General features: G+C 35.5%; 12 protein-coding genes. 10 read left to right on the top strand and 2 right to left on the bottom strand.

The features are described from left to right. The first annotated feature begins 32 nt into the window (after positions 1 to 32). The 7 genes from MHH98_RS13625 to MHH98_RS13595 all read left to right on the top strand — a co-directional run bounded on the left by MHH98_RS13625 (position 33) and on the right by MHH98_RS13595 (position 7231). Positions 33 to 950 carry an ABC transporter permease gene (locus MHH98_RS13625; RefSeq protein WP_076035109.1) on the top strand — a complete coding sequence of 306 codons (918 nt, stop codon included), beginning with the start codon at positions 33 to 35 and terminating at the stop codon, positions 948 to 950. Positions 951 to 958: 8 nt separating this feature from the next. Next, on the top strand, positions 959 to 1867 hold the full coding sequence (locus MHH98_RS13620; RefSeq protein ID WP_038189416.1) for an ABC transporter permease: 909 nt from the start codon (positions 959 to 961) through the stop codon (positions 1865 to 1867). A gap of 18 nt (positions 1868 to 1885) precedes the next feature. Continuing rightward, on the top strand, positions 1886 to 2899 hold the full coding sequence (locus MHH98_RS13615; RefSeq protein ID WP_038189413.1) for an ABC transporter ATP-binding protein: 1014 nt from the start codon (positions 1886 to 1888) through the stop codon (positions 2897 to 2899). 34 nt (positions 2900 to 2933) lie between these two features. Beyond that, positions 2934 to 3878, top strand: coding sequence for an ABC transporter ATP-binding protein (locus tag MHH98_RS13610; protein ID WP_051448827.1), 945 nt, complete (start codon positions 2934 to 2936; stop codon positions 3876 to 3878). Further along, positions 3859 to 5037, top strand: a complete 1179-nt coding sequence (locus tag MHH98_RS13605) for a M24 family metallopeptidase (protein WP_038189407.1) — start codon at positions 3859 to 3861, stop codon at positions 5035 to 5037. Before MHH98_RS13610 ends, MHH98_RS13605 begins: the two co-directional genes overlap by 20 nt. Positions 5038 to 5468: 431 nt before the next feature. Next, on the top strand, positions 5469 to 5612 hold the full coding sequence (locus tag MHH98_RS13600; RefSeq protein WP_340713085.1) for a hypothetical protein: 144 nt from the start codon (positions 5469 to 5471) through the stop codon (positions 5610 to 5612). A gap of 1076 nt (positions 5613 to 6688) precedes the next feature. Further along, complete coding sequence (locus MHH98_RS13595; RefSeq protein WP_038189399.1) at positions 6689 to 7231, top strand: YusW family protein; 543 nt, start codon at positions 6689 to 6691, stop codon at positions 7229 to 7231. Positions 7232 to 7340: 109 nt separating this feature from the next. On the opposite strand, the gene MHH98_RS13590 is transcribed toward MHH98_RS13595, so the two are convergent. Together MHH98_RS13590 and MHH98_RS13585 are read right to left on the bottom strand one after the other, a co-directional pair. Next, positions 7341 to 8663, bottom strand: coding sequence for an MFS transporter (locus MHH98_RS13590; RefSeq protein ID WP_412104699.1), 1323 nt, complete (start codon positions 8661 to 8663; stop codon positions 7341 to 7343). Between the two features lie 243 nt (positions 8664 to 8906). Beyond that, entirely contained in the window at positions 8907 to 9509 is a 603-nt protein-coding gene (locus tag MHH98_RS13585) for a LysE/ArgO family amino acid transporter (protein ID WP_076065848.1), read from the bottom strand. 109 nt (positions 9510 to 9618) lie between these two features. Between MHH98_RS13585 and MHH98_RS13580 the strand changes: the two genes are divergently transcribed. The 3 genes from MHH98_RS13580 (at position 9619) to MHH98_RS13570 (ending at position 12060) form a co-directional block, all read left to right on the top strand. After that, entirely contained in the window at positions 9619 to 11043 is a 1425-nt protein-coding gene (locus MHH98_RS13580) for an aminotransferase-like domain-containing protein (RefSeq protein WP_076065849.1), read from the top strand. 172 nt (positions 11044 to 11215) lie between these two features. Next, on the top strand, positions 11216 to 11530 hold the full coding sequence (locus MHH98_RS13575; protein WP_038189386.1) for a PadR family transcriptional regulator: 315 nt from the start codon (positions 11216 to 11218) through the stop codon (positions 11528 to 11530). A gap of 2 nt (positions 11531 to 11532) precedes the next feature. Continuing rightward, positions 11533 to 12060 (top strand): DUF2812 domain-containing protein, encoded by a 528-nt coding sequence (locus MHH98_RS13570; protein WP_076035113.1) that lies wholly within the window; start codon positions 11533 to 11535, stop codon positions 12058 to 12060. Positions 12061 to 12219 lie beyond the last annotated feature (159 nt).

Raw genomic sequence — 12219 nt, 5'->3', positions numbered from 1 at the left:
ATAAATATTTATCTGATTTAAGGGGGTTGAGTATGCTTGATTTTATAATCAAAAGACTGATTCAAGTAGTGGTTGTTGTCTTATTAGCGCTTACTGTTGTATTTTTTCTAATACGTTTATCTGGTGATCCAACAGCTCTGTTCTTACCCCCAGATGCTTCAAGGGAACAAATTGAGGAATATAGAGAAATGTTGGGGTTTGATCGTCCAATATATATTCAATATGGAGAATTTATGGTGAATGCGGTTCAAGGTGATTTTGGCCAATCTTTACGTAGTAGAGAAGATGCTTTACCACTCGTATTGAGTCGTTTACCTGCTACATTTCAGTTAGCAATATCAGCATTAATTCTTTCCTTATTGATTGCCATTCCTCTAGGTGTGCTTTCTGCTTATAAAAGAAATTCAGTTTTTGACAGAATTAGTGTCGCTTTTACTGTACTAGGTCAAGCTGTCCCAAGCTTTTGGCTAGGTCTAATACTCATTTACTTTTTTGCTGCTCAACTAAATATACTCCCTTCAGGTGGTGCAGGTTCAATAGTACATTTAATTCTTCCAATGATAACTCTAGCGGCTTATAGCGTAGCAAGGTTTACTCGCTTCACTAGATCCACCATGTTGGATGTGTTAAGAAAAGATTATATCCGAACCGCGAAGGCTTCAGGGGTGCCAACTATTCGATTAGTGGGGCGATACGCACTTAAAAATTCACTTATTCCAATTATCACGTTGGTAGCACTTGATTTAGGTACCTTACTCGGAGGTGCTGTTATTACAGAAGTCGTTTTTGCATGGCCAGGGGTTGGAAGGTTATTAATGCAATCCCTTATGAATAGAGATTTTCCAATCGTACTTGCTGGTGTATTTATCGTAGCCCTAATTTATGCAGTGATTAATTTCATTGCGGATATATTGTACGCATATGTTAATCCGCAAATTCGAGTAAAGTAGGTGAGTGAATGACAGTAAATTTTCCAAAAGTACCTCATACAACAAAGCTACTGAGTGTTAGAAAAAATAGACAATCGGCAATAACTACTTTTTTCTTAAATCTAATGAGAAGTTGGACAGGAATTATTGGATTTATTATCATACTAATCTTGCTATTAATAAGCATTTTCGGTCAATGGATTGTTCCTTTTGATCCTCTTCTTGCAGATTTCAGTAAAAAGTTGTTACCTCCTATGACTGGGGGTCATCTGTTAGGAACGGATCAGTTAGGAAGAGATATATTTTCTAGAATAATTATGGGAGCAAAAATATCCGTGATTATAGGTTTAAGTACTGTGCTTCTTGCTGGTACATTTGGAACAATTGTTGGAATCATCTCAGGCTACTTTAGGGGATGGGTTGATGTCGTATTAATGCGTATTGTTGATGTCCAATTAAGCTTTCCTTTTATTCTATTGGTTTTAGTAATTAACGCTATTATAGGATCAGGTCTTCGAAATATCATTATCTCACTTGCTATTGGAGGCTGGGTTATTTTTGCCCGTGTCATTCGGAGCGAAGTTCTTGCATTACGTGAACAAGAATTTATAACTGCATGTGTGGCAACAGGTGTTTCAAAATTTGGGATATTGTTCAAACACATTCTTCCTAACTTATTTACACCAATTATTATCCTGTCTTCCCTTCAAATTGGGACTTATATTATTGCAGAAGCCTCTGTAAGTTTCTTGGGTTTTGGTGTTCAACCTCCAGAACCAGCATGGGGCAATATGTTGAATGAAGGTAAGGATTATATTTTCAGTTCGTGGTGGCTAATCACATTTCCCGGAATCGCCATTATGATTACTGCTCTGGGTGTTAACCTTTTTGGAGATTGGCTCCGTGATACATTGGATACGGAATTGAAAGGTGAATAGCGAGGAGGGACGATTGTAATGGAAAAAATCTTGCAAGTAAAAGACTTACGTATTCAATTTAATAATGGCAAAGAGAAAATCCAACCTATAAGAGGGGTATATTTTCATGTGAATAAAGGAGAAACCCTCGGCATTGTAGGTGAGTCAGGATGCGGGAAAAGTGTGACATCCCTATCTGTTATGGGACTTCTCCCGCAAAAAACGAGCGAAATTGTTTCTGGAGAAATTCTATTCAATGATAGAGATTTATCGAAATTAACTGAAAGAGAGTTTCGCAAACTACGCGGGAATGAGATTTCAATGATATTCCAAGAACCCATGACTTCCTTGAATCCTGTATTTACTATTGGTAAACAACTGAGCGAACCTTTAAGGCAACATAAGAAGATGTCTAAATCTAAAATACGGGAAACGATTATTGCAGTTTTAAAGCAGGTTGGTCTTCCGAGAGCTGAGCAGATTATCGATGAATATCCACATCAATTGTCTGGAGGGATGAGACAAAGGGTGATGATTTCACTTGCTTTGTTGTGTCAGCCTAAGCTCATGATTGCAGATGAACCTACAACAGCCTTAGATGTTACGATACAAGCCCAGATATTAGAGTTGCTAAAAAATATTAAAAGAAAGAATGATATGAGTTTAATACTGATTACACATGATTTAAGTGTTGTTGCAGAAATGTGTGATCGTGTAGTCGTAATGTATGCTGGTGAAGTAGTAGAGGAGGCAGAAGTAAATGAATTATTCGATCAACCGTTGCATCCATATACCCAAGGACTTATACAATCATTGCCATCGAATAATAAAAGAAAGAGTAAACTGTTTTCCATCCAAGGACAAGTACCAAAACCATCTGAAATTAAAGAAGGTTGTGTATTCGCAAATAGATGCCCATTTGTATTTGGAAAATGTTTGACAGAAACTCCCCCCTCTTTTCAAAAGGGAAAGCATATTAGCAAATGTTGGCTTCAGGATCCAGAGGGAATGGAGGTGAAGCATATTGGAGAATCAAGTACTGTTATCAGTTAAAAATTTAAAAAAGTATTATGAAATTTCCCAAGGAATGTTTAAAGAAAAGATTGTAGTAAGAGCTGTGGATGATGTGAACTTTACGGTAATGAAAGGGGAAACCTTTGCATTGGTGGGGGAGTCTGGATGTGGTAAATCAACAACAGGCAGGGCGATATTAAGATTGACTGAACCAACTGATGGAGAAGTCAAATTCAACGGAACAAATTTAGGTTTATTACCATATGAGAAAATGCGTTCTCTTCGTAAACATATGCAAATGGTATTTCAAGACCCATATGCTTCACTAAATCCGAAAAAAAGTATCCGGCAAATATTGATGGAACCATTGAAGGTTCATAGCAAATTTGACAAAAAAGAATCTTTACAAAAGGTTATTTCGATACTTCAGATAGTCGGATTATCTGAGTATCATTTGGACCGGTATCCTCATGAATTTTCTGGTGGTCAAAGACAGCGAATCGGGATTGCACGCGCGATGATACTTCAGCCAGATTTTATTATTGCAGATGAACCAGTATCTGCTTTAGATGTATCAGTACAATCACAAGTAATCAATCTGATGCTCGAACTACAGAAAGAATTTGGGTTAACTTATTTGTTTATTTCACACGATTTAAGCGTTATTCAGCATATGACTGACCGTGTAGCAGTAATGTACTTGGGGAAAATCGTGGAGATTGCGAAAACAGAAGATTTGTTTAATAACCCGAAGCATCCATATACCCAAGCCCTACTATCTGCAGTACCGATAACTCATCCAAAAGAAAAGAAACAAAGAATTATTTTGAAAGGGGATGTGCCTAGTCCGGCTAACCCGCCATCTGGATGTACGTTTCACCCAAGGTGCCCATTCGCAATGGAGATATGCAAAACAGAGTTACCAGATCAAGCTGAATTTGAAGAAGGTCACACGGTAAATTGCCATTTATATAGCCAAAACAAGGAGGAGATTACTTATGCTATTAGCCATTCCTAAGTATGAATTTAAGGAGCGCCAACAAAAGTTTTTTGGGAAATTAGTTGAAAAAAATTGTGATGCTGCAATCGTGTTTTCAGTAACAGATATCTTTTATTTAACTGGTTTCCATTTCCACCCAACAGAGAGACCAATCGGGGTATTTATAGACCCTAACCAAAATGTTCACTTATTTGTACCTGCATTGGAGCATGAACATGCTAAAGAATACGGTGTTGTAGATTTTGTTCACTCATATCCTGAATATCCAGGAATTAAACATCCAATGGAGTACTTAAAGGAAGTATTAAAGGAGTACGGATTTGAAAATAAAACAGTAGGCTATGATGCTATTGGGTATGGTTCCTCAATGGGCTATCGTGGTCAGTCGGTAGATGCAATAATTACCGTCAAAGAATTTGTAACATTAAAAGGTGTTATAGAGGAAATGCGTTTTATTAAATCTAAAAATGAAATTGAGCTAATTAAAGAATCTTGTCGTTGGGGTAATTTAGCACATCGATTATTGCAAAAGTATACTAAAGCCGGATTGAGCGAGATTGAGATTACTAGCAGAGCTTCTATGGAAGCTACTATGGCAATGATTGAAACATTAGGGCAAGAATATAAGCCTCACGGGAGTACTGCTTATGCTATTTTCAGAGGACAAATCGGCCCACAATCCGCATTTCCGCATGCTGTAACTCAAAATATTGTGCTGAAAAAAGGTGATACTTTAGTAACTGGAGCTGCTTCAGACGTCTTTGGTTATACGAGTGAATTGGAGAGAGTTATGTTTGTAGAAGAAGCAAACAAAGAGCAAGAGAGATATTTCCAATACATGTATGAAGCACAAGAAGTGGCGTTTTCAGCAATAAAACCTGGTATACCATGCTCTGCAGTTGAGGAGTCGGTTCAAAAATACTTTAAAGAAGCTGGAATAACAGAATTAACCAGCCATCATACAGGTCACAATATTGGATTACTTGGTCATGAAGCACCATTCTTTGATTTAGGAGATCATACAGAAATAAAGCCTGGAATGGTATTTACTGTGGAACCTGGTATTTATGTAAAGGGACTAGGCGGATTCAGACATTCAGATACGGTTCTTGTCACTGACGAAGGCATCGAAATGTTAACATATTATCCTAGAGATTTGCAGTCTCTCATTTGTTGATAGATTACTTTACACTTGGCCATGTTCTGGCTAAGTGTTTTTTTCTACCTAAAAATACATATAGTGTTTACCCTCAGTCTTTACGATTTACCGTAGATATTAATCAAACCTTAAATTCTTCTATTAGCAACATAAACAGAAATAGAAATGAACCAAAAATACATACATATTAAAATTAATATAATATAAAAGTCAAAAGAAGTTACTACTAAAATAATAAAAATCATAAAAAGTGTATACAATACGGTGACTAAAATACTGAATGGAAGTTTGTTTTTAAGACTTACTTCTACTTGCAAAATTATAAAAATCATTGAAGTCAAAATTGGCCACCAAAATATAAATATATTGTAAAACATATAAAAACTTCCTTTTTTGGTTTATATGGATAATATATTATTATACATTAATGGTAGAGGTGGTGGTATAAAATGAAACTTAAAAAAAGATTTATTACTATTTTTGCAGGATTAACAATTCTATCTATTTTAATTTTCGGATCATCAACAACTGAAGTAGCAGTCACTAGTCATCCGGGTTATGATGATGCAGGACTTTGCGTAATAGCTTATTAGTCTAACTCCGCCGCCTCCTTTTCCAGAACTTTGTACAATAGTGTCGTCGAAATTGGACTATTGGCTCTCTGATTGGAAACAACCATGCAGAAGAGGTAATATCACGTGTATAGTCTTCGATCAATTCTCTTGTTGCGCGTGGAATCAAAAAGCGCTTGGTTTTCTTCGTATTTTGCTTGTTTATTCCCAAATGTGTTTTCCCTCGTCCACTTGCTGTGTTTCAATGAAATTATCAAAATGAAACTTTTATAAAACTCTTACGTAAATACATAAATAACAACTTCTATGGAGGTGCCCACATGAAAGATATATTTAAAGGTATTCTAACACTAATCTTAGCCTTAGCTATATGGGATGGAATCAAATACATATGGAATTATTTTGTTTAAACTCCGACTAAATAGCCATTCTTTGGTTGTGTTGCTGTTTTAATAAATATTTTCAATCATCTGTTTCGTTTAATGTGTCAAAAATGGGACATAACAAAATAATAGCAATATGGTCCCGATTTATAGGGTAGGGGTAACTATATTTACAATGAATTTCGCCTATTTTTTAGCTGAGAATCGTGTTTATACAGCTGTCTTAGAGGGATTAAGTGATCAACCAGTTTTGAAAAATTGGCTTAAAAGATATACAAGTGTCCCTACAAGTTGGAAAAGCTATTGCAGAGGAAGAGACACAAGAAATATGTATTTTATGAAATCTATTGGCTTATCATTTAACGTTTCCAGACTTTTTATCAAAGTTCTTTTAATAACGTTAGGTTTTGATTTTCAATTTCCCTCATTGTTAATATGGGATAAAAACATATAAATAATCAAGAGATTTGATTAATAAGTTATTTTTTGTGTCGATAAAATAATCGTGCTCATCTCTATAGATATCCTTATTAACTAAAACTTTTTTACAAGCTCGAATAAATCTCTTAAACGATTTCCTCAATTTGAATTCAATAGTTAAATTATTTACGTTTTTTTATTCAAGTTTTTATAATAAATTGTGTGTAAAGTTTATTTTTTAAATTATAGGGAATATTAAAAACCGAGAAGTAAATTCAGAAAGGATGAATGTAAATGAAAAATTGGAAAATGGCATTAGGGGTACCACTTTTGTTTGGTATGTTGTACGGTTGTGGTTCTGACAAGGCAACAGATAAAACGGGTGACACGACTGTTAAACAGGAAGAAACGGATACTAACACTAATACAGATACAAATGCGAATACAGATACAAATACAAACACGGACACAAACAAAGATATGAATAACAATGGACAAGCAGGGACAACGGAAAATTTACCTTATAATTTTGCAGAGTTTTCGTTAGATGTTGATTATTCACCCACAGAATCTTATGAAGTTGATTACGAAAATGAAACTACAGGTGTAGAAGTTGAGTTAGATGATGACCGTAATAATGTGAAGCTTAGAGGAGACGAAGCTTTGTCTAAGTTAGAGCCTATGTTTAAGAAGCTTAAATTTGATGCATCTACAGCAAATGATGAAGTAATCGATCATGTGATTTCTGTCTTTGGCATAGATAAAAACTATACTTCGTTTGAACTTGAAGTGAAATTCGCGGATGGAACAGAGAAGGAATATAAGAAAACAAAGTAAGATAAGAATGTGTTAAAATACTATCACAATATTCAAAAGCTCCTTGCAATTTTTCGTAGCAAGGAGCTTTTTCTCGAAATTTTGTATATTTATTAACCTTGTGAAATGTCTACTCTTCTGAATTTATAAGTACTTGTTTTTTCGGTTTACTACGAGACCACACTACTACTGGGATCAGTAAAAGTGAGAGAGTACTTCCTACAAAGGAAAGTGTAGCATAACTAGAACTTGCTACGACGATGCCTGACATTGCTCCGGCAGATGCCCCAGATAAGGCGATTAAAACATCTACTGTCCCTTGCGTTTTTGCACGAGTAGTAATATTCGTGGCATCTACAATAAGTGCTGTTCCACTAATAAAGCCAAAGTTCCAACCCATGCCAAGTAAAACAAGCGCAAGGATTAAGAAAGGCAACGAATCTCCAGGCGCTAAAGCTGCAACAATGCCAGATGCTAGCAGTGTTGCACCAGCAGCAATGGCCATAGTGATGCGGCCCATTTTGTCTACGAGTATTCCAGTTATAAGGGATGGGAGATACATTGCTCCAATATGAAAGCCTATTACCAAACCTATTGCATTTAATCCATGTCCATGATGTCCCATATGTACTGGTGTCATAGTCATTATTGATACCATGACTATTTGTGTTAAGACCATTATTGTAGCTCCAACTATTATACCTCGTTTATTCGTTAGTTGAGTCGTAGAATATGCTTTTGAATTTTTACTATTATTAGTGTCCTTAGCTTCTGCAATTGCTTTTGCCACGATGAAAGGATCTGGGCGAAGAAAAATAAGTATTACTAACCCTGCTAAGATAAAAGCCGCTGCACCAAGTATAAATGGACCAGCTAATGGTGGAATACCTATGGAGATAGCCACCCCTCCCATTACGCCTACTAAATTGGGCCCTGCGACCGCACCTAATGTCGTTGACACCATAGCTATACTGACAGCAGTTGCTCTCTGAGTAGAATTTGCTAAGTCTGTACCCGCGTAGCGTGCTTGTAAGTTAGTCGCTGTACCAGCACCATAAATAAGTAGTGAAGCAAAGAGTAGAATGATGTTATCTGTTGTAGCAGCTAATATTACACCTAATGCCCCAACTCCTCCAGCTAAAAAGCCAGTTGTGAGACCCATACGACGTCCAAACCGTTGAGTTAGGCGACCTACAATTAGCGCTGCACTTGCTGAACCTAAAGTTAAGAATGCTACAGGCAATCCTGCAAAACTATCTGTACCCAGCATATCTTGAACTAAAAGTGCCCCAACAGTTACTCCCGCAGCTAGCCCAGCACCACCAAATATTTGTGACATAACAATAATGAATAATGTTCGCTTATACAATTGTCGCTGTTTTTCTGGAGACTCAATATAACTTTGTAACCACGAAGCTTGGGTTTTTAATGCTTTAGAATCGTTATCTTCAATTGCCAATACAAGTCCGCCTTTCAATAAATAAAAATTAATTCACATGATTAGTTGTGAATTTATGTGTTTTTAAGGAACTTACTTTAATGCACTTCGACTATATAAGATATTCTTCGGAATTAACAATATACAAAGCTTCTTTATTTTTAAATAGGGTTACTATAACAACTCTAGTATTCTTCTAGTTTATAGGTGATAGAGTAATTTATCAATAATTCTGAAAAATTTTGTAGTTCAATCAATTTAAAATAATCCTTTGAATAAGAACACTGCTGTACACCATATAAAAATACTCGAACATTTATTGAAAAGATTCATTAGTGTTCCTGAGCTATCAACTTTTTTCATCGTTGCTCCTGCTAATGTAATACCGATAAACCAACACCATGATACGGCAATACAAGTAACAGTGAAAATAACTTGTTCCATGCCAGTGTATCGTAATGCACTTGTCCCAATTACAGCTACCGTATCTAAAATAGCATGTGGATTTAATAGTGACACCGATAATGCAAAGATGATTTGTTTCTTCATCGTTAAGTTTTTTCCTGTCTCAACTGTTGCCGGTTTAGAAGTCCAAATGGAATACCCCATATAAAGTAAAAAAATGATTCCAACACTCATTAACCCCAAGCGTAACCATTCAAATTGCAATACGATGGCAGATAAGCCAAACACCGCAAGTACAACAAGCAAAGTATCACAAAGTGAAGCAGCAATAGTCGCAGGTAGTGCCTTCAATAAATTTGGTTGCGAAGCACCTTGCGAGAAAATAAAAACGTTTTGTACACCTAAAGGTAAAATAAGTCCAAATGCTAGTAAAAATCCATGTAATATAGCTTCCATATCAAAAAACTCCCTTCCATTACAACTTTATCTATGTTACAACTAAAAGAAAACATCCAATTGGTTGGTTTTTAACCCAACCAATTTTTTAAAAAAGGAGAAGATCTTTTTGCAATGGAAACCAAAACGACATTCACAATTATCACTTCATAGTCAAATTGTTGATTGGATGACTTCTCTTATACAACAAGGTGAATGGACAATAGGGATGAATCTCCCACCCCAACGAAAGTTAGCTGAAATGTTGGAAGTGAACCGTAGTACTATTATTCAAGTATTAGATGAGTTAAAGGCCGATGGATTACTTGAAACAAAAAGAGGCGGGGGAACTTTTGTGGCTAATAATAGCTGGAATGTTCTACTAAACAAATCACAGCCTAATTGGCAAAAGCATATTCAGATGAGTATTCATAAGCCTAATTACCATACAATTCAACTAATCAATGAATATGAGCAAGATGTATCCATGATACGGTTAGGTACGGGAGAACTGTCTCCAGAATTATTGCCAACCAATTTACTAGAAGAATCACTACAATCCATGACACTTAATGCTCGAGATATAGGTTATTCAGAACCTAAAGGGAGTAAAAGACTGAGAATGGTATTAAGTGATTATTTGGGTAAACAAGGTATTCATACGTCTCCTGAAAGTATATTAATCGTTTCGGGTGCGTTACAAGCGCTTCAATTAATTTCAGTAGGATTACTTGAACAGCAATCCATTATTTTTCAAGAGCATCCTTCTTATTTGAATTCTATTCATCCCTTTCAATCTGCTGGAATGCAGATGGTGTCAGTACAAAGCAATGAACGTTTAGCTGAAACATTAAAAACTTTAAAGGGAAAAAGACAATCTCTTTTTTATACTGTACCTACATTACATAATCCTACTGGGCGAATAATGTCAGTGGAGGAACGCCATCAATTATTGGAAATCTGTAGTACGTTACAAATACCAATCATTGAAGATAATGTATACCAAGAATTATTATTTGAGGAATCTGTTCCGGCTCTAAAATCATTTGATCACTCAGGACAAGTTTTATATTTGGGTAGTGTATCAAAGACTTTAAGTCCAGGACTCCGAATTGGCTGGGTAGTCGCGCCTGAACCGGTTATTAATCGACTTGCTGATATTAAAATGCAAACCGACTACGGATCTAGTGCTTTTTCACAAAAAATCGTCGCACATTGGATAGAGACTGGATTATATGATCAACATCTTGGACAACTGCGTCAACAATTACAACAGCGTACTTCATTTGTTGAAAGGATATTAACAAAAGATTTTAAAGAAGTAGCAACATGGGATAAGCCAAAAGGGGGCTTTTATATTTGGCTACGATTTAATGAGCCTATAGTTAATAAAGGATTGTTTTTAAAACTTATAAAGCAAAAGGTTCTTATCAATCCTGGTTACATATATGATCCTAATGATATGCATCATATACGTTTGTCTTATGCATATGCTTCATTGGCTGAATTACAAGAGGGGCTGGCTATATTGTTATCCATTATTAAATTACAATAACCAATTGAAACTGGTGTTTATGTGATAAAGTTATTACTTCAAGAAGCGAAAATGTATTTTGGAATTAATCAACATTTAAAAAGCAATCTCATCCTGAGGTTGCTTTTTTGTATCACTTAATGATATATTACTTTTAGATATATCATTAAGTGATACATTTGGAGGTGCTAAGTTGAAATCACTTGAACAATTAACAGATCCAGTTTTTTATATTATGACAGCATTGGCAAAACCAAAGCATGGCTATGCAGTGATGAGCTTAGTGGAGGAAACAACGAATGGCGCATTTGTCATTGGACCTGCTACTTTATATACGATTATTAAAAAGTTATTAGCTGAAGAATTGATAGTGCTACATGACGCATCAGATTCTCGCCGTAAGGTATATGTACTTACGGAAAAAGGGAGAACCGTTTTAAAAGAAGATATTGAACGCCGCAAAATAATGATTACGTTAGCGGAAAATGAACTTACAAAGGGGGGCTAAGTATGACGAATATGAAATATATGATGTCTGGGGGATTAGCATTTTCCGAGCAAAAGGATATGCAAAAGTTACAGAAGAATGCACAAAAAGGATGGCATTTAAGTAGTTTTGCAACACTTGGTTACAACTTAGAGAAAAAGGACCCAGAGGATGTACAGTATAGTATTGATTATCGTAAGTTAGAAAAAGATGAAGAGGAGGAATATTTTGAATTATTTTCTACAGCCGGTTGGACACATGTATGTTCAAGTTATGAAATGCATATTTTCAAAGCTACACCTAAAACAAAACCAATTTACACTGATGTAGAATCGAATATTGATAAAATTGCACGATTAGCTAGACCAGTTAATATTTCCACCATTTTTGTTGCACTTATTGCTATGTTATTTTGGGTGATCATGACATTTACAAATAGTCCGTTTCAGCAAATAGGTACATGGCTATTTATAGGTTCATATGTATTATTGATGCCGATGCTAGGGATGCTTGTTGTTCTACAGTATCGAAAGTGGATAAAAAAGAGTTAAATGTATTGATAAGTTGAAATGAAGTTCGATAATTTGACTATTTTCTATGGAAAGTTTGGTCTATATTTAACTTATTTTATAAAATAGTTATTGGTAAAACTCCATTTCCTATATTAAGTAGTTTCTTAAGAAAGGAGCCTATATGGCTCCTTTTTCAAC

Source organism: Viridibacillus sp. FSL H8-0110 (assembly GCF_038003565.1).
Lineage (GTDB): Bacteria > Bacillota > Bacilli > Bacillales_A > Planococcaceae > Viridibacillus > Viridibacillus arenosi.
The sequence above is the reverse complement of the archived record's forward strand: the minus strand, read 5'-3'. Positions and strand labels throughout refer to the sequence as shown.